The 23,781-nt window shown below is 73.6% G+C and carries 23 protein-coding genes; 18 read left to right on the top strand and 5 right to left on the bottom strand.

The features are described from left to right. The first annotated feature begins 8 nt into the window (after positions 1-8). Genes FHX39_RS08925 through FHX39_RS08915 form a run of 3 tightly spaced genes read left to right on the top strand, consistent with a single transcriptional unit; the run spans position 9 to position 3,083 of the window. A complete protein-coding gene (locus FHX39_RS08925) occupies positions 9-1,487 on the top strand; it encodes an FGGY-family carbohydrate kinase (protein ID WP_183337714.1) in 1,479 nt (492 codons plus the stop codon). Next, positions 1,484-2,272 (top strand): SDR family NAD(P)-dependent oxidoreductase, encoded by a 789-nt coding sequence (locus FHX39_RS08920; RefSeq protein ID WP_183337713.1) that lies wholly within the window; start codon positions 1,484-1,486, stop codon positions 2,270-2,272. The genes FHX39_RS08925 and FHX39_RS08920 overlap by 4 nt, the downstream gene beginning before the upstream one ends. A 43-nt stretch (positions 2,273-2,315) precedes the next feature. Further along, complete coding sequence (locus FHX39_RS08915; RefSeq protein WP_183337712.1) at positions 2,316-3,083, top strand: SDR family oxidoreductase; 768 nt, start codon at positions 2,316-2,318, stop codon at positions 3,081-3,083. A gap of 24 nt (positions 3,084-3,107) precedes the next feature. On the opposite strand, the gene FHX39_RS08910 is transcribed toward FHX39_RS08915, so the two are convergent. Continuing rightward, positions 3,108-3,344 (bottom strand): hypothetical protein, encoded by a 237-nt coding sequence (locus FHX39_RS08910; protein WP_183337711.1) that lies wholly within the window; start codon positions 3,342-3,344, stop codon positions 3,108-3,110. A 111-nt stretch (positions 3,345-3,455) separates the two neighbouring features. Here FHX39_RS08910 and FHX39_RS08905 point away from each other — a divergent pair, with 111 nt between their 5' ends. From FHX39_RS08905 to FHX39_RS08885, 5 genes are all read left to right on the top strand, one after another. Further along, on the top strand, positions 3,456-3,806 hold the full coding sequence (locus FHX39_RS08905) for an ArsR/SmtB family transcription factor (RefSeq protein WP_269778513.1): 351 nt from the start codon (positions 3,456-3,458) through the stop codon (positions 3,804-3,806). Further along, positions 3,799-4,806, top strand: coding sequence for a cation diffusion facilitator family transporter (locus tag FHX39_RS08900; protein WP_183337709.1), 1,008 nt, complete (start codon positions 3,799-3,801; stop codon positions 4,804-4,806). The genes FHX39_RS08905 and FHX39_RS08900 overlap by 8 nt, the downstream gene beginning before the upstream one ends. 73 nt (positions 4,807-4,879) lie before the next feature. Beyond that, the gene (locus tag FHX39_RS08895) at positions 4,880-6,292 is read left to right on the top strand and encodes a hemolysin family protein (protein ID WP_332836750.1); all 1,413 of its coding nucleotides are present in this window, start codon (positions 4,880-4,882) and stop codon (positions 6,290-6,292) included. Then, positions 6,289-7,341 (top strand): hemolysin family protein, encoded by a 1,053-nt coding sequence (locus FHX39_RS08890; RefSeq protein WP_183337708.1) that lies wholly within the window; start codon positions 6,289-6,291, stop codon positions 7,339-7,341. Before FHX39_RS08895 ends, FHX39_RS08890 begins: the two co-directional genes overlap by 4 nt. Positions 7,342-7,420: 79 nt before the next feature. Then, positions 7,421-8,419, top strand: a complete 999-nt coding sequence (locus FHX39_RS08885) for an endonuclease/exonuclease/phosphatase family protein (RefSeq protein WP_183337707.1) — start codon at positions 7,421-7,423, stop codon at positions 8,417-8,419. A 9-nt stretch (positions 8,420-8,428) separates the two neighbouring features. On the opposite strand, the gene FHX39_RS08880 is transcribed toward FHX39_RS08885, so the two are convergent. After that, positions 8,429-8,944: a MarR family winged helix-turn-helix transcriptional regulator gene (locus FHX39_RS08880; RefSeq protein ID WP_183337706.1), complete on the bottom strand. Its 516-nt coding sequence runs from the start codon at positions 8,942-8,944 to the stop codon at positions 8,429-8,431. Between the two features lie 196 nt (positions 8,945-9,140). On the opposite strand from FHX39_RS08880, the gene FHX39_RS08875 reads away from it, so the two are divergent. The 8 genes from FHX39_RS08875 (at position 9,141) to FHX39_RS08840 (ending at position 20,333) form a co-directional block, all read left to right on the top strand. Continuing rightward, entirely contained in the window at positions 9,141-9,884 is a 744-nt protein-coding gene (locus tag FHX39_RS08875) for a B3/B4 domain-containing protein (protein ID WP_183337705.1), read from the top strand. 38 nt (positions 9,885-9,922) lie between these two features. Next, a complete protein-coding gene (nicT, locus tag FHX39_RS08870; protein WP_332836749.1) occupies positions 9,923-11,077 on the top strand; it encodes a Nickel transporter NicT in 1,155 nt (384 codons plus the stop codon). Then, positions 11,074-11,520 (top strand): hypothetical protein, encoded by a 447-nt coding sequence (locus FHX39_RS08865; protein WP_183337704.1) that lies wholly within the window; start codon positions 11,074-11,076, stop codon positions 11,518-11,520. Before nicT ends, FHX39_RS08865 begins: the two co-directional genes overlap by 4 nt. Positions 11,521-11,590: 70 nt before the next feature. Beyond that, positions 11,591-13,855, top strand: a complete 2,265-nt coding sequence (katG, locus tag FHX39_RS08860; RefSeq protein WP_408631485.1) for a catalase/peroxidase HPI — start codon at positions 11,591-11,593, stop codon at positions 13,853-13,855. A 122-nt stretch (positions 13,856-13,977) separates the two neighbouring features. Then, a complete protein-coding gene (locus FHX39_RS08855; RefSeq protein WP_183337703.1) occupies positions 13,978-16,353 on the top strand; it encodes an ATP-binding cassette domain-containing protein in 2,376 nt (791 codons plus the stop codon). Then, positions 16,346-17,569 (top strand): hypothetical protein, encoded by a 1,224-nt coding sequence (locus FHX39_RS08850; RefSeq protein WP_183337702.1) that lies wholly within the window; start codon positions 16,346-16,348, stop codon positions 17,567-17,569. Before FHX39_RS08855 ends, FHX39_RS08850 begins: the two co-directional genes overlap by 8 nt. A 66-nt stretch (positions 17,570-17,635) precedes the next feature. Continuing rightward, positions 17,636-19,171 carry a glycosyltransferase family 39 protein gene (locus FHX39_RS08845; protein ID WP_183337701.1) on the top strand — a complete coding sequence of 512 codons (1,536 nt, stop codon included), beginning with the start codon at positions 17,636-17,638 and terminating at the stop codon, positions 19,169-19,171. Between the two features lie 37 nt (positions 19,172-19,208). After that, positions 19,209-20,333, top strand: coding sequence for a mandelate racemase/muconate lactonizing enzyme family protein (locus FHX39_RS08840; RefSeq protein ID WP_183337700.1), 1,125 nt, complete (start codon positions 19,209-19,211; stop codon positions 20,331-20,333). On the opposite strand, the gene FHX39_RS08835 is transcribed toward FHX39_RS08840, so the two are convergent. Together FHX39_RS08835 and FHX39_RS08830 are read right to left on the bottom strand one after the other, a co-directional pair. Next, positions 20,311-20,808 carry a GNAT family N-acetyltransferase gene (locus FHX39_RS08835; protein WP_183337699.1) on the bottom strand — a complete coding sequence of 166 codons (498 nt, stop codon included), beginning with the start codon at positions 20,806-20,808 and terminating at the stop codon, positions 20,311-20,313. The two genes, FHX39_RS08840 and FHX39_RS08835, sit on opposite strands and share 23 nt — an antisense overlap. 2 nt (positions 20,809-20,810) lie before the next feature. Continuing rightward, positions 20,811-21,680 carry an aldo/keto reductase gene (locus FHX39_RS08830; protein ID WP_183337698.1) on the bottom strand — a complete coding sequence of 290 codons (870 nt, stop codon included), beginning with the start codon at positions 21,678-21,680 and terminating at the stop codon, positions 20,811-20,813. 298 nt (positions 21,681-21,978) lie between these two features. Here FHX39_RS08830 and FHX39_RS08825 point away from each other — a divergent pair, with 298 nt between their 5' ends. Then, complete coding sequence (locus FHX39_RS08825; protein WP_183337697.1) at positions 21,979-22,953, top strand: NAD-dependent epimerase/dehydratase family protein; 975 nt, start codon at positions 21,979-21,981, stop codon at positions 22,951-22,953. A 33-nt stretch (positions 22,954-22,986) separates the two neighbouring features. Here FHX39_RS08825 and FHX39_RS08820 read toward each other — a convergent pair whose 3' ends face one another. After that, entirely contained in the window at positions 22,987-23,160 is a 174-nt protein-coding gene (locus tag FHX39_RS08820; protein WP_183337696.1) for a hypothetical protein, read from the bottom strand. Positions 23,161-23,372: 212 nt separating this feature from the next. Between FHX39_RS08820 and FHX39_RS08815 the strand changes: the two genes are divergently transcribed. Continuing rightward, positions 23,373-23,678, top strand: a complete 306-nt coding sequence (locus tag FHX39_RS08815; protein ID WP_198423313.1) for a hypothetical protein — start codon at positions 23,373-23,375, stop codon at positions 23,676-23,678. Positions 23,679-23,781: the final 103 nt, after the last annotated feature.

Here is a 23,781-nt window from a genome sequence, read left to right as displayed (position 1 = left end):
CTGCCGGGATGAGCGACGCACTGCTGCTGGCGATCGACCAGGGCACGAGTGCGACGAAGGCGGTCGTCGTCGACCTCGGGGGTCGGGTGGTCGCGCGGGCCTCGGTGCCGGTCGCGCAGGTCTTCCCGCAGCCCGGCTGGGCCGAGCAGGACGCCCTGGAGATCTGGCGCTCCGTGCAGGAGTCCGTCCGCCTCGCCCTGTCCGAGGTCGACCCGACCCGGGTCGCCGCCGTCGGGCTCAGCACCCAGCGCGAGTCGATGGTGCTGTGGGACCGGGCGACCGGCGAGCCGCTGGGCCCGCTGCTCGGCTGGCAGGACACCCGCGGCGCCGCCCTCTGCGCCCGGCTGCGGGACGAAGGACGTTCCGACAGGGTGCGGGCCCTGACCGGCCTGCCGCTGGACGCGATGTTCTCGGCCTCCAAGGCCTCGGCCCTGCTCGACGTCTTCGACCCGGAACGTGCCCGGAGCCGACGGGGCGAGCTGTGCCTGGGTACGGTCGACTCCTGGCTGCTGTGGCGCATCGGCGGCGAGCACCTGATCGAGGCGGGCAACGCCTCGCGCACGCAGCTCCTCGACATCACCACCCGCACCTGGGACCCCACGCTGCTCGCGCTGTTCGACGTGCCCGTCGAGGCGCTGCCCCGCGTGGTCGCCTCTGCCGGAGCCGACGTCGCGTGCCGGGACCTGGCGCCGCTGTCCCCCGACGTCGGAGTCACCGGTGTCCTCGGCGACAGCCACGCCGCCCTGTTCGCCCACGCCGGCTGGCGGCCCGGGCAGGTCAAGGTCACGTACGGGACCGGCTCGTCGGTCATGGCCGTCACGCATCGCCCGGCCAGCGCCGACACCGGCGTCGCGCGGACGATCGCCTGGGAGCTGGACGAGCCCGCGTACGCCCTCGAGGGCAACATCCGGTCCAGCGGCGCCACCCTGACCTGGCTGGGTGCGCTCTTCGGCCGTACGCCGGCCGAGGTCGCGGCGGCCGCGGGACCGACCAGCGACGGGGTCGTGCTGGTCCCCGCCTTCACCGGGCTCGGCGCCCCCTGGTGGGACGACCAGGTCCGGGCGACCATCACCGGTGTCAGCGCGGGCACGCGTCTCGAGCACCTCGCCCGTGCCGGGCTGGAGGCGATCGCCTTCCAGATCGAGGACGTCGTCGCCGCGGCCGAGGCCGCCGGGGACGCGATCGGGACGATCCTCGCCGACGGCGGTCCCACGACCAACGCCGACCTGATGCAGCTCCAGGCCGACACCTCCGGGCGCCACGTCGCCGCCTCCCACGTCGCCGAGCTCTCGGCGCTCGGTGCGGCCCACGTCGCCGGACTCGGCGCCGGGCTGTGGACGCTCGCCGACCTCGAGGCGCTGCCCCGCCCGAGCACCGCGTACGCGCCGCGGTCCGACGACCCCGGGCGCACCGAGCGGCGGCACCGGTGGCACGCTGCCGTCTCCTCGGCCCTGAGCAGCACCCACCCCCAGGACGGCACCCCGTGACCACCACCCGTTTCGTCGACCAGGTCGTCGTCGTCACCGGCGCGGGTCGCGGCCTCGGCCTGGGGATCGCGTCGCGGTTCGCCGGCGAGGGCGCCTCGGTCGTCCTGCTCGACCGCGACGCCGGCGTCGTCGAGGTCGCGGCGGAGCTCGACGGGCGCAGCGCGGGCGCAGTGCACGGGGCCGTCTGCGACGTGACCGACGAGGCGCAGGTCGCGGCATGCTTCGCCGACGTGGACGACCGGCACGGCCGGGTGGACGTGCTGGTGAACAACGCCGGCACGATCACCATCTCGACCTTCGAGGAGCTCACCCTCGAGGCCTGGAACCAGGTGCTCAGCGTGAACACGACCGGTGCGTTCCTGTGCGCGAAGGCCGCGCTGCCCCTGCTGCGCCGCAGCGCCAGCGGTCGGATCCTCAACGCCGCGTCCGGCCAGGCCCGGCAGGGCTTCATCTACACGCCGCACTACGCGGCCAGCAAGTTCGGCGTCGTCGGGCTGACCCAGAGCCTGGCCAAGGAGCTGGCCAAGGACGGGATCACGGTCAACGCCTACTGCCCCGGCATCGTCGACACCGACATGTGGGACTACAACGACCGGGAGTGGGGCCGGCTGCTCGGCGACTACGCCCCGGGCGAGCTGATGGCGGAGTGGGTCGCCGCGATCCCGCTCGGCCGGGCGGGCACCAGCGACGACGTCGCCGACCTGCTGCTGTTCCTGGCCTCGCGCCAGGCCGGCTACATCACCGGGCAGTCGATCAACGTCGACGGCGGCATGTTCATGAGCTGACCGGTTCGCGCCCGGTCCGCCCCCACCCCAGCGAAAGGCCCTCATGACCCTCCCGGACTTCCGGCTCGACGACCGGGTGGCCCTGGTCACCGGCGCCGCGAGCGGCATCGGCCGTGGCATCGCCCTCGGGCTCGCCGCGAGCGGCGCCGACGTCGCCTGCTTCGACCTCGCCGGACCCGCGCTGGCGGCGGTCGTCGCCGAGATCGAGGAGACCGGCCGTCGGGCGGTCGCGGTGCCCGGGGACGTGACCGACCCCGCGAGCCTGGCCGACGCGGTCGCGCGTACGGAGTCCGACCTCGGGCCGCTGGTGCTCGCCGTGAACAGCGCCGGCATCGCCGATGCCGCACCGGCGGAGGAGATGTCGCTGCGGCAGTGGCAGCGGGTGGTCGACGTCGACTACACCGGGGTGTTCCTGTCCTGCCAGGCCGAGGCCCGCGTGATGCTGCCCCGGGGTCGCGGCGCCATCGTCAACATCGCCTCGATGTCGGGCTCGATCGTCAACCGCGGCCTGCTGCAGGCCCACTACAACTCGGCGAAGGCCGGGGTCGTGCACCTGACCCGCAGCCTGGCGATGGAGTGGGCCGCGCGGGGCATCCGTGTGAACGCGATCAGCCCCGGCTACACCGCCACCCCGATGAACACCCGGCCCGAGGTCGCCGAGCAGGTCGTGCAGTTCGAGGCCGACACCCCGCTCGGGCGGATGGCGAGCGTCGACGAGCTCGTCGGCCCGGCCGTCTTCCTGCTCAGCGACGCGGCGACCTTCTGCACCGGCGTCGACCTGCTCGTCGACGGCGGCTTCACCTGCTGGTGAGCCGGTTCCCGGGGTGAGCTCCGGTCAGGACACCAGGGCGACGTCGTGCGCCAGCGGCGTCGGCAGGTGCTCGACGTTCACCCGGACGGCGGACGGCGCGAGCCCGCGCACCAGGTCGCCGACGTCGGCACGCTCGGAGCGGACGGTGAGGTAGGCGAGGTGGTGGCGCACCCCCGCCCGCGTGGTCAGACCCTCCCGCTGGAGGCTGCGCGCGGCGGCGCAGGCGGCGGCGTGGTCGGGCAGGCGGAAGATCTGCAGCACGGTCGTGACCGTAGGCACCGCGGATGAACGTCCCGGGTCCGCGCGGTGAACGGCCGGGCCAGACCTCGAGACGATGCGTGCAAGAATCTGCGTATGCAGGCAGATAGCAGGATGGCAGTCGCGGAACCGCTCGACGACGAGCTCGTCGAGCTGGCGGTCGAGGTGTTCTCGATGCTGGCCGACCCCACCCGCGTCCGGATCGTGCTGGCTCTACGGGGCGGCGAGCTCTCGGTCAACACGCTGGCCGACGTGGTCGACAAGAGCAACGCCGCGGTCTCCCAGCACCTGGCCAAGATGCGGCTCAGCCGCCTGGTCACCACGCGCCGCGACGGCAACCGGATCTTCTACCGCCTCGCCAACGAGCACGTCGCACAGCTCGTCACCGACGCCCTCTTCCAGGCCGAGCACAGCGTGGTCGACCAGCCCCGGCACCACCACCAGGACGAGAGGACCGATGACTGAGCCGCACCCGCACCCGCACCCGCACGCGGATCACGAGCCGCACGGGCACGCCCACCCGGCCGGGGTCCGGGGCTTCCTCCAGAACCTCTTCGTGCCGCACAGCCACGACGCCTCGGACTCCATCGACGACGCGCTCGAGGCGTCGACGGCCGGCATCCGGGCGCTCAGGACCAGCCTCGTGGTCCTCGCCGTCACCGCGGTCCTGCAGATCGTCGTCGTCGCGTTCAGCGGCTCGGTCGCGCTGCTGGCGGACACGGTCCACAACTTCTCCGACGCGCTGACTGCGGTGCCGCTGTGGGTGGCGTTCGCGCTGAGCCGGCGCGCGGCCACCCGTCGCTACACGTACGGCTACGGCCGCGTCGAGGACCTGGCGGGGCTGTTCGTCGTGGCCATGATCGCGCTCTCCGCGGTGGTCGCCGCCGTCGAGGCCGTGCGTCGGTTCGTCGACCCTCAGCCGATGGATCACCTGGTCTGGGTCCTGGTTGCCGGGCTCGTCGGCTTCGCCGGGAACGAGCTCGTCGCGGTCTACCGCATCCGGGTCGGCCGCCAGATCGGCTCGGCGGCCCTCGTCGCCGACGGGATCCACGCCCGCACCGACGGGTTCACGTCGCTGGCCGTCGTGGTGGGCGTCGTCGGGGTCTGGCTCGGCTTCCCGCTGGCCGACCCGGTCGTCGGCCTGCTGATCAGCCTCGCGATCTTCGTGCTGCTCGTCGGCACCGCCCGGGACATCGGGCGGCGTCTCCTCGACGGGGTCGACCCGTCGCTGACCGACCGGGCCGAGCACGCGATCGCCGAGGTGCCGGGCGTGACCCACGTCGACGACACCCGGGTCCGCTGGGTGGGCCACCGCCTGCACGTCGAGGCCACGGTCGCCAGCGACCCCGCGCTCCCCGTCGGCGAGTTCCACCAGCTCGAGCACCTGGCCGACGCGGCCGTCCGGGGATCGCTCTCGGGGGTGGGCGTCGTCCGGCTCAACCCGTCGGTCCACCCGAGTCGGTAGTCTGGAGCTTCACGCCGAGACGACTCCCCATGCCTGAGCGGGAGCCGGACGTGTCAGGTCAGGATGCTTCGCCGTGTGGTTCGAATGGCTGATGGTCGGCGTCGGCCTGATCTTGACCGTGGGCACGGGGCTCTTCGTCGCCTCCGAGTTCGCCCTGGTCAACCTGGACCGGCACGAGCTGGAGAACCGTCGAGACGACGGCGAGAAGCGCCTCGACACGACGATCGACGCCCTGCGGATCACCTCGACCCACCTGTCGGGCGCGCAGCTGGGCATCACCCTCACCACCCTGCTGACGGGCTTCACCTTCGAGCCGGCCGTCAGCGCCCTGCTCGCCGGCCCGCTCGAGGCCGTGGGACTGCCGCCGGGCGTCGTGCCCGCCGTCGGGACCGTCGTCGGCGTCGCGCTGGCGACCCTGTTCTCGATGGTGGTCGGCGAGCTCGTGCCCAAGAACTTCGCCCTCGCGCTCCCCCTGCCCACCGCCCGGCTGGTGCTGCCGTTCCAGACGGTCTTCACCATGGTCTTCCGGCCGCTGATCGCCCTGTTCAACAACACCGCGAACGCGATCGTGCGCAGCTTCGGCATCGAGCCGAAGGAGGAGCTGTCCGGTGCACGGAGCGCCGAGGAGCTCAGCTCCCTGGTCCGCCGCTCCGCCCTCGAGGGCAGCCTCGACGCCGACCACGCGACGCTGATCAGCCGGACGCTCCGCTTCGGCGACCGGACCGCCGGTGACGTGATGACCCCGCGCGTACGGATGGACAAGCTCCGCCTGGACGACACGGCCGACGACGTGCTCGACCTGTCCCGCCGGACCGGGCGCTCCCGGTTCCCGGTGATCGGGGAGGACGCGGACGACATCCGTGGCGTCGTGCACATCAAGCAGGCCTTCGCGCTCAGCCAGGAGGACCGGCGCCGCGTGCTGGCCTCCTCGCTGGCCGTCGAACCGCCCCGGGTGCCGGAGTCGATGACCACCGAGACGCTGCTCGGGCTGCTGCGCCACCAGAGCTTCCAGCTGGCCGTCGTCTCCGACGAGTACGGCGGCACCGCGGGCCTCGTCACGCTCGAGGACCTGGTCGAGGAGCTCGTCGGCGAGCTCACCGACGAGCACGACCGGGCCCGGGTCGACCTGGTCCGCCAGGGCGACTCCTTCACCTTCGACGCGGCGCTGCGACCCGACGAGCTCCACGACCGGACCGGCGTCGCCGTCCCCGAGGACGAGGAGTACGAGACCGTGGGCGGCTTCGTCACCGACCGGCTCGACCGACTGCCCGACGTGGGCGACGAGGTCGGCATCGACGCGGGCACGCTGCGCGTCGAGCGGATCGACGGGAGCCGGGTCGACCGGGTCCGCTTCACCCCGGCGGAGCCCGACCCCGAGGAGCTGGCCGAGGAGGCCGCCGACGCGGAACGTCGCCAGACGCGGCAGGAGCGCCGGCACGACCGCGAGCAGCGCGAGGCCCAGCAGCAGGCGGAGGTGGAGCGGTGAGCGACGTCGTCCCGGGCCTCGTCTGGCTCGTCGTGCTGCTGGCCGCGAACGCGTTCTTCGTCGGCGCGGAGTTCGCCGTCATCTCCGCCCGTCGCTCGCAGGTGGAGCCGCTGGCCGACGGGGGCAGCCGCGCCGCGAAGACGACGCTGTGGGCGATGGAGCACGCGACGCTGATGCTGGCGACCTCCCAGCTCGGCATCACCATCTGCTCGCTGCTCATCCTCAACGTCTCCGAGCCCGCGATCCACCACCTCTTCGAGCTGGGGCTCGGCCCGACCGGCCTCTCCGAGGACACCATCGACCTGGTGTCGTTCGTCGTCGCGCTGCTGCTCGTCACGTTCCTGCACGTGGTGCTCGGGGAGATGGTGCCCAAGAACCTGTCCTTCTCCGTGCCCACCCGGGCGGCGCTGCTGCTCGCCCCGCCGCTGGTCATGGTGTCGCGGGTCCTGCGCCCGATCATCTGGTCGCTGAACGCGCTGGCCAACGGCGCCGTACGGCTGTTCGGCGTCGAGCCCAAGGACGAGGCGTCCAGCGCCTTCACCCTCGACGAGGTGGCCGGCATCGTGGAGCAGTCGACACGGGAGGGCATGCTCTCCGACCGCTCGGGCACCCTGTCGAACACCTTCGAGTTCACCGAGGCCAAGGTCGGCGACGTCGAGGTCGGGATCGACCAGCTCGTCTGCCTCCCGCCTCGGGCGACCCCGGCCGACGTCCAGCGCGCCGTGGAGGAGGGCGGGTTCTCCCGCTACCCCGTGCAGGACGCGGCCGGCGAGCCCGTCGGCTACGTCCACCTCAAGGACGTGCTCGACCTCGTCGACGGGCCGGCCTCGCGCCTGCCGATCCCGCGGTCGCGCATCCGGCACCTTCGCGCGACCACGCGCTCCGCCGACCTCGAGGACGCGCTGGCGGGCATGCGGCGCGACGGCCTGCACCTCGTCCGCTCGGTCGACGACGACGGCGTCACGACGGGCGTGCTCTTCCTCGAGGACGTGATCGAGGTCCTCGTCGGCGAGGTCGAGGACGCGACCTCGCGCCACGCGCCGGCCTGAGCCGCCCGGGCCCACGGTCTGACCCGGTCGCGACCGTGGACCGGTGCGGACGGCTCGGGGCTCTCCTAGCGTCGTCGCCATGATCACGAACCGGGTCTCCACGGCGCTGGGCGTCGTGGCGACGCTGCTGCTCGTCGCCTCCGTCGCGCTGCTCGTGAGCCGCTACGTCCCGTACGGGGTGCTCCCCCTCGCCGACGACACCTGGGCGATGGCGACCGCCTTCACCGACCTCGCCGCGCCGGGCGCGTTCCTGGCCCTCGTGGTGGCGGGCGTCGCGCTGGTCCTCCGGCGCCGACGTGCAGGGGTCGTGCTCGTGGCGCTGTGCGGGCTGGCCGTCCTGGCGCAGGGCCTGCTCCTGGCCCCGCGCTGGGTCGCGGGACCCCCGCCGGTCTCCGGGACGACGCTCACCGTGCTGGCGCTCAACAGCCGGCTGGGCCAGGCGGACCCGAAGGGCCTCGTCGACGCGGCGCGGACGGCCGACGTCGTCGTGCTGACCGAGGCGACCGCCCCTCAGCTGCGGGCGCTCGCCGGCCTCGGGATGACCGACCGGCTCCCCCACCGCTGCGCCGGGCGGCTCCCCTCCGGGGGCGCGGCGGGCACGGCCGTCCTGTCGAGGTTCCCGGTCACCCGGGCGGTGCCGCTCTCGGCCGACCTGGCCAACCAGAGCCGGGTCTGCTCGGTCGCCGTGCCCGGGACGGCGTCACCGCTCACCGTCGTCGCGGTCCACCCGGGCCGACCACGCCTGGGCGGGACGGGGTGGCTGGGCGAGCAGGAGGACCTCCGGGCCGCGCTGCCGACGTCCGGCCCCCGGGTGCTCGCCGGGGACTTCAACGCCGTCGCCTCGCACCCGACGCAGCGCGCCCTCGTCGAGGACGGCTGGGCGTCGGCGGTCGACGAGGCCGGTGCCGGTTGGGTGCCGACCTACCCGGCCGGCTCGACGCGGGTCCCGCCCCTGATCGACATCGACCACGTCTACGTCGGCGGCGGCGTACGCACGACGAGCGCGCGGGCGGTGACCGTGCCCGGCACCGACCACCGCGGGCTCCTCGTCACCGTCGCCCTGCCCGGCCCCGGCTGAGCCGGAACTTCAGCGAGTGCGCGCGTCCAGGTCGGCGGCGACGACGCGCAGCCAGCCGGAGAAGAGCGGCAGGTCGGCCGACGCGACCAGCTCGAGGCTGGCGATCAGCGAACGCTGGGCCGCGGCGGCCAGCTCCTCCCCGCGGACGGTCAGCCGGATCGTCGTGCGGCGTCGGTCGGTGGGGTGCCGGACCCGCTGGGCCGCGCCGTGCCGCTCGAGCCGGTCCACGAGCGCGGTGGCTGCGCTGCTGGTGAGATTGAGGTCGCGCGCGAGCTCGGACTGACCACGATCCCCGTGCACCGCGAGGTAGGAGATCGCGGAGCTCTCCGTCGCGCCGAGACCGACGGAGCCGGCCGCCGTCAGGCGGTAGCGCTCACCGGCCATGATGAGGGCGCGGAGGTTGCGGACGGCCTCGGCCATCGCGTCGGCGTCCAGCGCGGCGAGACCGTCGCCGTCGGGGGAAGTCGGCAGCAGGTCGTCGACGGAGCGTTGGTCAGCGGCTCGTTCGTCGGTGGGATACAGCATCGGGACTCCTTCCCTCGGGTGTTCGGGGACCGACCTCGTACGGTCGTTGAAGACAGAATCACACAGATCGAGTTCGTTTCTCAGGAAAACGCCAGGTTTGTCGGAGTTGTGACATTGCACTCAGATGGGCTGCGATGTCCATGAGGGCAGCGATCCCGTCGGAAATCAGCCGCACTCACCGGAAGAAGGAGGCCATATGAGCCCGACCGAGCTGACCGCGTTCCTGAACGGGGCGACGATCGACGAGACCGTCGTGGCGCTCCGGCCCGACTACCGCGCGCTGCTGCTGGCCGTCGACGGTCTGGAGCCCGAGGCGGCCGGCGCCGCGACCGACCCGCTCGGCGAGGCGCTGCTCGTCCGCGCCGAGGCCGCCGCCGCCCGGGCGCTCGCGGGACGTCCGGTCGAGGACCTCCCCCACGTGGCCGCGTGGCGGGAGGCCTACCGCGCGTTCGGCGCCAAGCCGCAGCGGACGCGCAACAGCCTGGAGGCGCTCCTGCGCCGGGCCGGTTCCGGGCTGCCGCGGGTGAACCGGCTGACCGACGTCTACAACGCGATCTCGGTGATCCACCAGGTGCCGCTCGGCGGCGAGGACGTGCGGGCGTACGAGGGCCCGCCCCGGCTGGTCCGGGCGGACGGCACCGAGCCCTTTCCCACCACGGCCGACGGGGTCGAGACGGTGGAGCACCCCGAGGTCGGCGAGGTGGTGTGGCGCGACGACGCCGCGGTCACGTGCCGCCGCTGGAACTGGCGCCAGGCCCCACGGACCGCGCTCCGGCCCTCCACCACGACGGCGCTGTTCGTCCTCGACGCCCTACACCCGCTCACCGACGACCAGCTCGACGCGGCCGGGAACGAGCTGGCCGGGCACCTCGCGCACCTGGGTCCGGACGTCACGGTCGTCCGCCGCCGGATCGGCGGGCCTTCCGGCGGGGTGCACTAACGTCGTCCCGGCGACCCCGTCGTGAGGAGAAGACACCTGTGACCGGCTCCACCCAGGCCACCACCGTCCCTGGGAACCGTCTGTCGACGTTCCTGGGCGGGCTGGACCGGGCCGACCGCCGCTCGCTGGTCGGCATGGCCGTCGTCGTCGTCGCGCTCCACGTGGCCGGCTTCGGGATCCTGCTGGGGCTCGTCGTGCCGGCGCACCACCAGCTCGGCGGCGCCACGCCGGTGTTCGGCGTCGGGGTCGGCGTCCTCGCGTACACCTTCGGGCTGCGGCACGCCTTCGACGCCGACCACATCGCGGCGGTGGACAACACCACCCGCAAGCTCCTCGGCGACCGCTCGGTGAGCGGCACGGGCCGGCTCCCGCTGTCGGTGGGCTTCTGGTTCTCCCTCGGGCACTCGACGATCGTCTTCGCCCTCGCGTTCGGGCTCTCGCTCGGCGTCAAGGCCCTGGCCGGGCAGGTCCAGGACGACGGCTCGGCGCTCCGCTCGGTCGCCGGGGTGGTCGGCGCGTCCGTGTCGGGGCTGTTCCTGTGGGTGCTGGGGATCGCCAACCTCGTCGTGCTGGTCGGGATCGTCCGGGTGTTCCGCCGGATGCGCCACGGCGACTTCGACGAGCAGGAGCTGGAGGCCCAGCTCGCCCGCCGCGGGTTCATGAACCGCCTCCTCGGCGGGCTGACCCGGGCCGTGCGCAAGCCGTGGCACATCTACCCGGTCGGCGTGCTCTTCGGCCTCGGCTTCGACACCGCGACCGAGGTCGGCCTGCTCGTGCTCGCCGGCGGTGCCGCGGCCTTCGAGCTGCCGTTCTACGCGATCCTCGTGCTCCCGGTGCTGTTCGCGGCGGGCATGTGCCTGATGGACACGGCCGACGGCGTGCTGATGACCGGGGCGTACGGCTGGGCCACCCGCCGCCCGGTGCGGAAGGTCTACTACAACCTGACGATCACCTCGATCTCGGTGGCCGTGGCCCTGGTCATCGGCACCGTCGAGCTGGTCGGGGTCCTCGCGGAGCAGGTCGGCATCGAGCGGGGTCCGCTGGCCGCGATCGCCGCGATCCCCCTCGACGACGCGGGCTACGCCGTCGTCGGGCTGTTCGTCGTGGTGTGGGTCGCCGCCCTGGTGATCTGGCGCTACGGCCACGTCGAGGAGAGATGGTCGAGGGGCACGGGCAGCCTGCCGGGACGGTGACGCTCTGGGAGGAGCCGCGCAACCGGTGGTGGCCCACGACCCCGGTGCTCTACGCCGCCGGCGGCACCGCCCTCACCGCGCTGCTGGCCGGCACGACGCGGCTGAATCCCTGGTCGTTGCTGGCGATGCTGTTCGTGCCGTACGGGCTGGCCGCGGTCGTCCCGGCGCGGGCCCGCGTCCGGCTCACTCCGGAGGGGGTGGAGGTGCGCGGGCTACGGACGCGGGTGCTGCCGTACGGCGACATCGCGTCCGTCGAGGTCGCGCCGGAGTGGGACGGCGGGCGGGCGGTGTGGATCCGGCTCCGCAGCAGCGTCCCGCAGGCGGAGCCCGAGGTGCTGGCGCCCCCGCCCGAGTGGTGGCACACCCCCGGACGCTCGCTGGACGAGGCCGTCGAGGCGATCCGAGCCCGGGTGGAGGCCGCTCCGCGGACGGGCGGTGCGTGACCTTTCGCCGGGACGCGCAAAACTGGGGGTGCACACCGATCGCCCTCGACCCACCGGAGATCACCGAACCATGACGGACGACCAGACCGAGCGCACCGAGCACGTCGACACCGAGACGCGCGAGGCCAAGATGAACACGCAGGAGGCCGGCGGCTGCCCGGTCGACTTCGGCCGGATCAGCCACCCCACCGAGGGCGGCAACAGCAACCAGCGCTGGTGGCCCAAGTCCCTCAACCTCGCCGTCCTGCGCAAGCACGGCGCCGCCTCCAACCCGCAGGACCCCGACTTCGACTACGCCGCGGCCTTCGCGACGGTCGACCTCGACGAGCTGCGGGCCGACGTCGAGCAGGTCATGACGACCTCGCAGCCCTGGTGGCCGGCCGACTTCGGCCATTACGGCCCGTTCTTCATCCGGATGGCCTGGCACAGCGCCGGCACCTACCGCGTGGCCGACGGCCGCGGCGGGGCCGGGGCGGGCATGCAGCGCTTCGCCCCCCTCAACAGCTGGCCGGACAACGCCAGCCTCGACAAGGCCCGCCGCCTGATCTGGCCGGTCAAGCAGAAGTACGGCCGCCGCCTGTCCTGGGCCGACCTGATCGTCTTCACCGGCACCGTCGCGCTGGAGTCGATGGGGCTCAAGACCTTCGGCTTCGCCGGCGGCCGGATCGACGCGTGGGAGCCCGACCAGGACGTCTACTGGGGCCCGGAGGACACCTGGCTCGGCGACGAGCGCTACACCGGCGACCGTGAGCTCGAGCAGCCGCTCGCGGCGGTCCAGATGGGCCTCATCTACGTCAACCCGGAGGGGCCGAACGGCAACCCCGACCCGATGGCGTCGGCCCGGGACATCCGCGACACGTTCGGCCGCATGGCCATGAACGACGAGGAGACCTTCGCCCTCATCGCCGGCGGCCACACCTTCGGCAAGACCCACGGCGCGGCCGACCCCGAGGGCCACGTCGGCCCGGAGCCGGAGGGCGCCTCCATCGAGCAGCAGGGCCTCGGCTGGGCCAACAGCTACCGCAGCGGCAAGGGCGGCGACACGATCACCAGCGGCCTCGAGGTCACCTGGACCGCGGAGCCGACGCGCTGGGGCCAGAAGTACCTGGAGAACCTCTACGGGCTCGACTGGGAGCTCGGCAAGGGCCCGGGCAACGCCTGGCAGTGGTCGCCGAAGAACGGCGCCGCGGCCGCCACCGTCCCCGACCCCGAGACGAACGAGCCCACGCGGACCCCCGGCATGCTCACCTCCGACATCGCCCTCAAGGTCGACCCGGTCTACAACGAGATCGGGCAGCGCTTCCTGGCCGACCCCGAGGCGTACGGCGACGCGTTCGCCCGCGCCTGGTTCAAGCTCACGCACCGCGACATGGGCCCGATCCAGCGCTACCTCGGCCCGCTGGTCCCGAGCGAGGAGCTCATCTGGCAGGACCGGGTGCCGGACGTCGACCACCCGCTCGTGACCGACGCCGACGTGGCGACGCTCAAGGAGCGCGTGCTGGCCTCGGGTCTCGGCGTCTCCCGCCTCGTGGCGACCGCCTGGGCCTCGGCGTCCACCTACCGCACGAGCGACAAGCGCGGCGGGGCCAACGGGGCCCGCGTCCGGCTGGAGCCGCAGAGCGGCTGGGAGGTCAACGAGCCCGACGAGCTGCACCGGGCCCTTCGCACGCTCGAGCAGGTGCGCGACGAGTTCAACGCGGCGGGCGGGCCGACGAAGGTCTCCCTCGCCGACCTGATCGTGCTGGCCGGTGACGCGGCGGTCGAGAAGGCCGCCGCCGACGCGGGGCACCCGGTGTCGATCCCGTTCACCCCGGGCCGCACCGACGCCACGCAGGAGCAGACCGACGTCGAGTCGTTCGCGCCGCTCGAGCCGAGCGCGGACGGGTTCCGGAACTTCCTCGGCAAGGGCCACCGCCTCCCGGCGGAGTACCTGCTGGTGGACCGGGCCAACCTGCTCGGCCTCACCGCGCCGGAGCTCACGGTCCTCGTCGGCGGCCTCCGGGTCCTCGGCGCCAACGTGGGCGGGTCGTCGTACGGGGTGCTGACCGACCGGGTCGGCACGCTGAGCAACGACTTCTTCGTCAACCTGCTCGCCTTCGGCCACGAGTGGCGCCCCGTCGAGGGGACGCCGGACACGTACGAGGCGGTGGAGGTCGCCAGCGGCTTCGCCCGCTGGACGGGGACGCGCAACGACCTCGTCTTCGGCTCGAACTCCGAGCTGCGGGCCGTCGCCGAGCTCTACGCCAGCGACGACGCGGCCGACAAGTTCGTCGCCGACTTCGCCCGCGCGTGGACGAAGGTCATGATGGCCGACCGCTGGGACCTCGTCGGCTGAGCCGGACCACGAGGACGCCCCCGAGCCTGTCGAAGGACAGGCTCGGGGGCGTCGTCACGTCACGTCCTGCCACCCCGGACCGTCATACTCACCACCAGCCCCCGATCCACCCAGGAGCCGCCGTGAGCACGACCACCGAGACGCGTCCGCCCACCGGTCGGGACGCCGACGACGTGATCCGGGTGATCGGGGCCCGGGTCAACAACCTCCGCGACGTCAGCCTCGAGATCCCCAAGCGGCGCCTCACCGTCTTCACCGGGGTGTCGGGCTCGGGCAAGAGCTCGCTGGTCTTCGACACCGTGGCCGCGGAGTCGCAGCGGCTCATCAACGAGACGTACAGCTCGTTCGTGCAGGGCTTCATGCCCTCCCTGGCCCGGCCCGACGTCGACGTCCTCGAGGGCCTGACGACGGCCATCATCGTCGACCAGCAGCGGATGGGGGCCGACCCCCGCTCGACGGTGGGGACGGCGACCGACGCCAACGCGATGCTCCGCATCCTCTTCAGCCGGCTGGGCCGCCCCTACGTGGGCTCGGCCCAGGCCTTCTCGTTCAACGTCGCCTCGATCAGCGGCAGCGGTGCGGTGACCACGACCCGCGCCGGCCAGGAGGTCAAGGAACGCCGCAGCTTCAGCGTCACCGGCGGGATGTGCCCCCGGTGCGAGGGCCGGGGCGCGGTGAACGACATCGACCTCACCCAGCTCTACGACGCGTCGAAGTCGCTCGGCGGGGGCGCGCTGACCATCCCGGGCTACTCCATGGACGGCTGGTTCGGCCGGATCTTCGCCGGGGCCGGCTTCGACCTCGACCTCCCGATCGCGCGCTACCCCGCGAAGCAGCTGGCCGACCTGCTGCACGCCGCGCCGCGGAAGATCAAGGTCGACGGCGTCAACCTCACGTACGAGGGCCTGATCCCCAGGCTGCGCAAGTCGGTGCTGTCCAAGGACGTCGACGCGCTGCAGCCGCACGTGCGCGCCTTCGTGGACCGGGCGGTGACCTTCACGACCTGCCCGGAGTGCGACGGGACGCGGCTGACCGAGGCGGCGCGCTCCGCCAAGATCGACGGGCTGAGCATCGCCGACGCGTGCGCGATGCAGATCAGCGACCTGGCGGCGTGGGTCCGTCAGCTCGACGAGCCGTCCGTCGCCCCGCTGCTCGGCGTGCTGCGCGGCACGCTCGACTCGTTCGCCGAGATCGGGCTCGGCTACCTCAGCCTGGACCGGGCGTCGGGCACGCTCTCGGGCGGCGAGTCGCAGCGCACCAAGATGGTGCGCCACCTCGGGTCGGCGCTGACCGACGTCACCTACGTCTTCGACGAGCCGACGATCGGGCTGCACCCCCACGACATCGAGCGGATGAACTCCCTGCTGCTCCGGCTGCGGGACAAGGGCAACACGGTGCTCGTGGTCGAGCACAAGCCCGAGGCGATCGTGATCGCCGACCACGTCGTCGACCTGGGCCCGGGTGCCGGGACCGAGGGCGGGCGGATCTGCTTCGAGGGCACCGTGGACGGGCTCCGGGCCAGCGGCACCGTCACCGGCCGCCACCTCGAGGACCGGGCCCGGCTCAAGGACGCGGTCCGGTCGCCGCACGGCGCGATCGAGGTCCGGGGCGCCTCCGAGCACAACCTGCTCGACGTGGACGTCGACGTCCCGCTGGGCGTGCTCGTCGTCGTCACCGGGGTCGCGGGGTCCGGGAAGAGCTCGCTGGTCCACGGCTCCCTGCGGGGACGCGACGGGGTGGTCGTCGTCGACCAGGCCCCGATCCGCGGCTCGCGCCGGAGCAACCCGGCGACCTACACCGGGCTGCTCGACCCGATCCGCAAGGCGTTCGCGAAGGCGAACGGCGTCAAGCCCGCGCTGTTCAGCGCCAACTCCGAGGGCGCCTGCCCGAGCTGCAACGGCGCCGGCGTCGTCTACACCGACCTGGCCATGATGGCGGGGGTCGCCACGACGTGCGAGGTGTGCGAGGGTCGGCGCTTCTCCGCCGACGTGCTCGGGTACACGTTCGGCGGCCGCGACATCAGTGAGGTGCTGGCCATGTCCATCACGCAGGCCGAGGCGTTCTTCGCCGACGGAGACGGGCGGCTGCCGGCCGCCCACACGATCCTGCGCCACCTCGTCGACGTCGGCCTGGGCTACGTGAGCCTCGGCCAGCCGTTGACGACCCTGTCCGGCGGGGAGCGCCAGCGGCTCAAGCTGGCCACCCACCTCGGCGACAAGGGCGTGGTGGTCGTCCTCGACGAGCCGACGACCGGGCTGCACCTGGCCGACGTCGACCAGCTGCTCGCCCTGCTCGACCGCCTGGTCGACGGGGGCAAGTCGCTGGTCGTCATCGAGCACCACCAGGCCGTCATGGCCCACGCCGACTGGATCATCGACCTCGGCCCCGGTGCCGGCCGCGACGGGGGCCGGGTCGTCTTCGAGGGCACGCCGGCCGACCTGGTCGCGGACGCCTCGACCCTGACCGGTCAGCACCTGGCGGGCTACGTCGGTGCCTGAGGACGACGTGCAGCCGGACGCCTCCGGACCCGAGACGCAGGCCGACGTGGAGGAGCAGGCCACACCCGCCCCCGCGACGCCGCCCGCCTGGTACGCCCAGCGGCCCCGACGGCGCTGGCCCTGGGTGGCGGTGCCGGTCGCGGTGGTCCTCCTGGCGACGGGTGGGTTCCTGGTCCAGCACCGGCTCGCCGCGACGACGGACGGCGCGCCGACGGCGACGGTCGCCGACCCGACGGCGGTGGTCCCGGCGGCCCCGGGCGAGCAGGCGACCTTCACGCTGGCCGGTGCCGGCGACGCGGTCGTCTACCTGCAGTCCTCGGGCGCGGTGCAGCGGGCCGACCTGACCAGCGGGGCCGCGACCGTCACGCCGACCCCGGCGCTGGTCGAGCCCGCCCGGTTCTTCGCCGGCGCGGGCTGGGTCGCCTCCAAGACCGACGCCGACCCCTCCGGCTTCGTCGTCCACGACGGCGCCGGGGCGTCGCTCCTGCCCGTCCCGCTGCAGCAGGCCGGCCGCGCGTACCCCGCCGGGCCCGACGCCATCTGGGTGGTGCCGAGCCAGGCGGACCGCAACGGCGGGCGTACGGCGGTGCAGGTCGACGTGGACGGCAACCGGGTCGGCGACGCGAGCATCCGCCTGCCCGGCACCCTCGGGCTCCCGGTCGGTCAGCTCACGGACTCCCTGGTGGCCGTCACCGCGTCGGGGACGTACGAGGCCGGCGCGACCGGGTCCCGCCGCTTGTCCCGGGGCACGCTGCTCGGGGTCGGGACCGACGCCGTGCTCACCTGGGACTGCAACGACAAGCTGCGCTGCGACGCCCGCGTGAACCGTCCGGGTCGCGCCCCGCGCTACCTGCCGGCCGTGCACGCCTCGCTCGAGGGGCTCTACGCCAAGGACGTCACGACCGCCGGCAGCTCGTGGGGGGTGCTCAGCCCGGACCGGCGCTGGGTGGCCCTGGCCCTGCCGAAGCCGACCCGTTCCGGGGCGCGCCTCGTGCTCGTGGAGCTAAAGAGCGGCCACCGGGTCGAGGTGCCGGGGGCGCCGGCCGAGCAGGACGGCGTCGCCCAGGCCGCCTGGACGCCGAACGGGCGCTACCTCCTCGCCCTCACCGACGGCCGGCTGCGGGCCGTCGACACGACGACCGACGTCGTGTCGACGATCGGCGGGACCCCGGCCGGGCTGCGTCACCTCGCCGTCGCGGGGACCGCGACCGGGTAGGCGTGGAGGGGCTGTCGTCTCGCCGTGGGACATGCGGACAGCCTGGCCAGCGGCTACGGTTCCCGCGTGACCACCACGACGTTAGGCGTGACGTCGTCGGAGGTGGGCCCGCGGCTACGCCGTCCCCGCTGGGCCTCCCGCTCGGCCTGGGCGGTGCCCGCGGTGCTGATGCTCTGCCTCGGTCTCGTGGGCCTGGACCGGCACTCGGTCTGGCGCGACGAGGCCGCGACGCTGGTCGCCGTCCGGCGGACGCTGCCCGAGCTCTTCTCGATGCTGACTCAGCTCGAGACCGTGCACGCGCTCTACTACACCCTCCTGCACGGCTGGTTCCAGCTGGGCAGCGGCGAGACGTGGGCGCGCGTCCCGTCGGTGCTGGCGATGGCCGTCGCCGCCGGGCTCGTGGGGGTCCTCGGCACCCGGCTCGTCTCGGCACCGGTCGGCCTCGTCGCCGGGCTGCTCTTCGCGGTGCACCCGTCGGTCTCCTACTACGCGCAGGAGGCGCGGTCGACCGCGATGGTGGCGGCGTGCGCCCTCCTGGCCGCGTACCTCCTGCTGCAGGCGCTCGGGCACCGCCGTGAGCTCGCGCCGGACCGGCGGTGGTGGTGGGCGTACGCGGTCGCCGCCGCCGTCCTCGTCGGGCTGAACGTGCTCGCGGTCCTCGTGCCCGTCGCGCTCGGCGTGACCCTGCTCTGGTGGCGTACCCCACGGGCCACGCTGCTCCGCGCAGCGGCGGCGAGCGCGCCCGCCGTCCTGGTCGCCGGCGTCCTGGTCCTCGTCTCGCGCCAGCAGCCGAACCAGATCGGCTGGATCCCGCGCCCCGGCATCGGCTCGGTGCGCGACCTCGTCCACCTGACCCTCGGACCCACCCTGCCGCTGGCCGCGGTCATGGGCCTCCTCGTGCTGGCGGGCGCCTGGCCGCGCGGGACGGCGTCGGCCCGTCGCCTGCGGGCGCTGGCGGTGCCGCTGCTCGCCGTCCCGTCCGGGCTGCTCCTGGCGGCCTCGTTCGTCCAGCCCGTCTTCGTGCCGCGCTACGTCCTCCCCTCCGTGGCGGGCGTCGCGCTGCTCGCCGGGCTCGGCGTCGTCCGCCTCGGCGAGGCCGCCGCGCGGCGGACCGGACGACCCGCAGCGCTCGCCCTCGTCGCGTCCGCCCTCGTCCTCGTCGTTTCCGCCGCCGGCGTGGGGGCCCAGCGCCTCGAGCGGACGGCCGACTCGCGTCCCGACGACCTCGCGGGGGCCGCGGAGCTCGTCGGCGCCCAGGCGCAGCCCGGCGACGCCGTGCTGTTCCTGCCGGACAACCGGCGGCTCGTCGCGCTCGTCTACCCGGACTCGTTCGCCCAGACGCGCGACGCCTCCCTCTCCGACAGCCCCGAGGCGGCGGGCAACCTCACCGGCCGCCCGCTCCCCCTGGACGCGACGCTGCACAACCTCACCGAGAGCCCGCGCGTGTGGGCCATCGGGCGCCCGGGCCTGTCCCTGCTGCCAACCGAGACCGACGCGAGGGCGGAGCTCGCCCTGCTGGAACGCTCTTTCGACGCCAAGGAGCGCACCGGCACCCACGGGGTCGGCGTCACCCTCTACGTCCGGCGCGACGCCACGCCCTGAGCGCAGCGCTCCGCCGACGTCCGCGAGGATGACGGCCGTGAAGATCATCGGGATCGACGTCCACTCCTACGCGGTCGGCTACGTCCACGGGACGTACGTGATGTCCGGCGGCCGGGCGGCCACGCACGAGGACGGGACGCTCGTCCGGCTGCGGACCGACGAGGGGCTCGACGGGTGGGGCGAGGTCACCACGCTCGGCCGGACCTACCTCCCGACCTCCCCCGGCACCATCCGCGCCGGCCTGGCCGAGCTGGCCCCGTCGCTGCTGGGCCTCGACCCCACGCGGCCGTCGCTCGTCAACCGCGTGATGGACGCGACCCTGCTCGGGCAGCCGTACGCCAAGAGCGCGGTCGACATCGCCTGCTGGGACCTGGCGGGCCGGGCGCTCGACCGCCCGGTCGCCGATCTGCTGGGCGGTGTGCTGACGGAGCGCTGGCCGCTGTACGAAGCGGTGCCGCTGGGGGCGCCGGCGGCGATGGCCGAGTTCGTCCAGGGCCGTCGCGCCGCCGGGATCGAACGGTTCCAGCTCAAGGTCGGCAACGAGCCCCGCACCGACGTCGCCCGGACGCGTGCCTGCGTCGGGGCGGGCGGGGAGAGCACGGTGGTCGTCGCCGACGCGAACGGTGGCTGGGACCTCGCCTCGGCACGCGTGGCCGTGCACGGGATGGCCGACCTGCCGGTGTTCGTCGAGCAGCCCTGCCGCACGACCGCCGACTCCGCGCTGGCCCACCGCGGGTCGCCGCTGCCGCTGGTGCTCGACGAGTCGGTCTCGACCCTAGCCGACCTGTGGGCGGCGAAGCAGGACGCGGGTGCGGTCTCGGTGAATCTCAAGATCAGCCGGGTCGGCGGCCTCACCCGGACGGCGCTGCTGCGCGACGCGATGCAGGAGCTCGGGCTGCGTGTGTCGCTGGAGGACATGTGGGGCGGCGACGTCATCACCGCCGCCGTGAGCCAGCTGGCCGCGAGCACGCGCCCGGAGTCGCTGTTCATGACGTCGTTCTTCAACGACTGGACCGACGGCCACGTCGCCGGGTACCAGCCGCGCTCGGTCGACGGCTTCGGCTCGTTGCCCGACGGACCCGGGCTCGGCGTCACCGTCGACACCGCCCGGCTCGGCGCGCCGATGCTGACGGTCGGGGTCAGGGCAGGAAGCGATGCATGACGTGCAGCCCGACGTAGCCGTGCTCGGGGTGGTCGAAGGCCTCCGGGACGGTGCCGATCACCGTGAAGCCGAGCGAGCGCCACAGGGCGACCGCCGCCGTGTTCGTCTCGACCACCGCGTTGAACTGCACGGCCCGGAAGCCCTCGGCGCCCGCCCAGGCGAGCATGTGCTCCCCCAGCGCGCGACCCACCCCGCGACCGCGGGTGTGCTCGGAGACCATGAAGCTCGCCGTCGCCACGTGGGCGCCCCGTCCCATCCGGTTCGGCCCCATCACCGCCGAGCCCAGGACTGTGCCGTCGGCCGCCTCGTCCTCCTCGACGGCGACCACGACGTGGCCCTGGCCCATCCAGAGGGCTCGGGCCTCCTCCGACGACAGGCCGAGCGGGTAGACGTACGTCGTGCCCGCGGAGACGACCGCGGCGAAGATCGGGTGGATGGCCGACCAGTCACCGGCGGTCGCCTCGCGGATGCGCACGCCTAGGCCGCGTCCGACAGCGCTTGGAACTGCTCGTCGGTGAGCTCGACGTCGGCCGCCGCGAGGTTCTCCTCGAGGTGCGCGACCGACCCGGTCCCGGGGATGGGGACGATGACCGGCGACCGGCGCAGCAGCCAGGCCAGCGCCAGCTGCGAGGTCGTCACGCCGGGGTGCTCCTTCGCCACCTGGTCGAGCGCGCCGCCCGGCTTCGCCAGCGAGCCCGACGCGATCGGGGCCCACGGGATGAAGGCGATGTCGTTGGCCTCGCAGAAGTCGAGGACGTCCTCCGCCGCCCGGTCGGCGAGGTTGTAGCGGTTCTGGACCGACGCGATCGGCAGCCCGGCGTCCTGCGCGGCCTTGATCTCGTCGACGCCGACCTCGGACAGGCCGACCTGCAGGGCCAGGCCCTCGTCGAGGAACGTCTTGATCTCGGCGAACTGCTCCTCGCGCGGCGTCTTCGCGTCGATGCGGTGCAGCTGCCACAGGTCGATCTGCTCGACCTCGAGCCGCCGCAGCGACATGAGGATGCACTGCCGCAGGTACTCCGGGCGCCCCAGCGGCGGCCACACGTTCGGCCCGTGCCGGGTGAGACCACCCTTGGTCGCGACGACGACGTCGCCGTAGCCCTCGCCCCCGACCTGCCCGTGCAGGGCCTCGTGGATCAGGTCCTCCGAGACGTACGGCCCGTACGAGTCGGCCGTGTCGATGAGCGTCACCCCGAGCTCGACCGCGCGGCGCAGCACCGCGAGCGCCTCGTCGTGGTCCTTCGGCGGCCCCCAGATCCCGTCCCCGGTGATCCGCATCGCGCCGAACCCCAACCGGTTGACCGTCTTCCCACCGAGCTCGATCGTGCCCGCGTCCGCTACTGCCACGTGATCATCTCCTGCTGGTCGTCTCTGTCCTCCCGAGCCTAGAACTGCCCCCGAACGGCCCGCGCACGGCCTCGCGCAGCCGTGGAGCGAAGCAGGACGGAGAGCGGGTGACCACGGGAGAAAGCTGAGGCTCGGGTGCCGGGGACGGGGGCGCCGCGCGTGGATGGGTCTGGCGGGAGCCCGGGCGCTGCGGGCGGAGGTGGGCGATCACGAGGGACGGCGCCCGGGCGGATGGTTGTGCGGCGCCCCCGTCCCCGGCGCCCGGGCCGGAGACGAAGCAGACCCCTAACGTGAGCCCATGCGCATCTACATCCTCGGAGCGACCGGGCATATCGGCACCCACCTCACCCCCCGCCTGATCCGCGCGGGTCACGAGGTCGTCGCCGCGAGCCGTGGCACGCGCGAGCCGTACCACCTTGACGAGGCCTGGGGGCAGGCCGAGCGGGTGGTGCTGGACCGTGACGCGTCCGACGCCGACGGGACCACGGCGGAGCAGATCCTGGCCCACCGGCCCGACGCCGTGGTCGATCTCGTCTGCTTCACCCCCGCGTCCGCGACCCAGCTGGTCGAGGGGCTGCGCGGCCACGTCGGCCTGCACGCGCACTGCGGCTCGGTCTGGTCGCACGGGCTGAGCACGAGCCTGCCGATGCTGGAGGAAGACCCGAAGTTCCCGTTCGGTGAGTACGGCACGGCCAAGCACGCCATCGAGGAACTGCTCTTCGCCGAGACGGCCGCCGGCGGCCTGGCGTCCACCGTCGTCCACCCCGGCCACATCAGTGGGGCGGGTTGGCCGGTGATCAACCCCGTCGGCAACGTCGACCCCCGGGTCTGGGCGACGATCGCGCGCGGCGAGGAGCTCGTCGTCCCGGGCGACGCGTCCGCGACGATGCACCACGTGCACGCCGACGACGTGGCCCAGGTGTTCGAGCGGGTGCTGGAGGTGCCCGAGGCCTCGGTCGGCGAGTCGTTCCACGCGGTCAGCGCGCGGGCGCTGACGGTGCGCGGCTTCGCCGAGGCGGCGTACGGCTGGTGGGGTCACGAGCCGGCGCTGCGGTCGGTGCCGTGGCCGGAGTTCGAGGAGCTGGCCGGGGCGGAGCACGCCTCGACGAGCTGGGAGCACCTGCACCGCAGCCAGGTCTGCTCGATCGCCAAGGGCGTCGACCGACTCGGTTACGCGCCCGGCTGGACGTCGCAGGCCGCGGCGCGCGAGGCGGTGGCCTGGCTGGCCGAGCACGACGCCGACCACGACCTGCTGCCGCTCGTCGCGCCGTAGCCCGGCGCGAGCGCTGGCGCGGTCAGGACCTGGTCAGGAGTCCGTCAGGGGCCGGTCGGCCGTGAGCGCCCAGATGGACTCGCACGTCTCCAGGTCGTCGTGCGCGCGGCGATGGGTGGAGGCGTCCTCCCACAGGATCCACGTGACGCCGGCGATCATCGCCAGCACGGCACCCAGGGCGAACACCAGCAGGGCTGTGGTTCCCATCTCGTCCTTCCGATCGTCGTCGACCAGACCCGGTCCGCCCCATTGTTACGAGCATGTTTCCGAGCTGCGCCCATCGTGCCAGATCCCTCGAGCGCCCGGGGGCGCGGGGACGGAACCCGGGCACCTGGTCTTCGCCCCGACGCCTGTGGTCGGATGACGGGAGCGACGGTCGAGCCCAGACCGTCGCCCCCCGAGTGGAAGGACCCATCCCCATGAGCCTGTCCGACAAGGCCGACGACCTCGGCAGCACGGCCAAGAGCGCCGCGAACGACGCCGTCAAGACCGTCAAGTCCGGGGGCGGCGTGGTCGCCGCCCTCAGCAACGCCGGCTTCAAGAGCGAGTACGCGTACGCCGCCGGCTTCGCCTCGATCGCCGCCTCCTGGGTGGCGCACTACGCGAGCCGCGGCAAGAAGGGCGACTCCAAGGCGCAGGCGGACCGCTGGGGCATCTTCGTCGGGCACTGGGCGCCGACGTTCTTCGCCCTCGGCGTCGCGCTCAAGCTGGAGGAGAACAGCTGATCTCGCCCAGCTGATCCCGCGGTGCCCGGGACCCCGACGGGGCCCGGGCACCAGCGCAGATCCGCAGCACCTGTGGTGGGGCTGAGAAACATAGCCCGTCAAC

The organism is Microlunatus antarcticus (assembly GCF_014193425.1).
Lineage (GTDB): Bacteria > Actinomycetota > Actinomycetes > Propionibacteriales > Propionibacteriaceae > Microlunatus > Microlunatus antarcticus.
Note: the sequence above shows the minus strand (reverse complement) of the source record. Positions and strands in the feature narration are given on the sequence as shown.